Origin of the sequence: Citrobacter sp. Ce104, assembly GCF_030334595.1 — a bacterium.
Classification (GTDB): domain Bacteria; phylum Pseudomonadota; class Gammaproteobacteria; order Enterobacterales; family Enterobacteriaceae; genus Citrobacter; species Citrobacter europaeus.
Genome location: NZ_JAOWDP010000036.1, coordinates 1 through 326, shown reverse-complemented (window position 1 = coordinate 326; position 326 = coordinate 1). Strand labels below are relative to the sequence as shown.

Annotated in this window: 1 pseudogene; it reads right to left on the bottom strand. The window is 58.0% G+C overall.

What is annotated here, in order from left to right:
- Positions 1-62: 62 nt before the first annotated feature.
- Positions 63-326: pseudogene (locus OGW16_RS02060) on the bottom strand (formylglycine-generating enzyme family protein); the annotation flags it as partial.

Sequence of the window (326 nt, the reverse complement as noted above, 5' to 3'; positions counted from 1 at the left end):
AGATGCTGCGACCATCACAATGGCACACAGCCACAACCTGTCTTTTTTCATTATCACAGCCCTCATTTCACCGGACTCGGGTGGTTAACGGCGCAGCGCACGGTTTTGTCGCCTGGTCGGTATGATCTGCTTTCCGGGTCCGCCTTATAGCGCACCATGGTCAGCCCGAGCCCCGGTCCCGAGAAGTCCTGGCTGCGCAGCACCCGCGTGTAGTACCCGTCCGCGTCTTTAAATACCGGCTGCTCTGGACCCTGCGGGTCTTTTACCGGCGAATGGCTGTAGTATTCCGGGTCATACCAGTCCTTCATCCATTCCCAGCCGTTTCC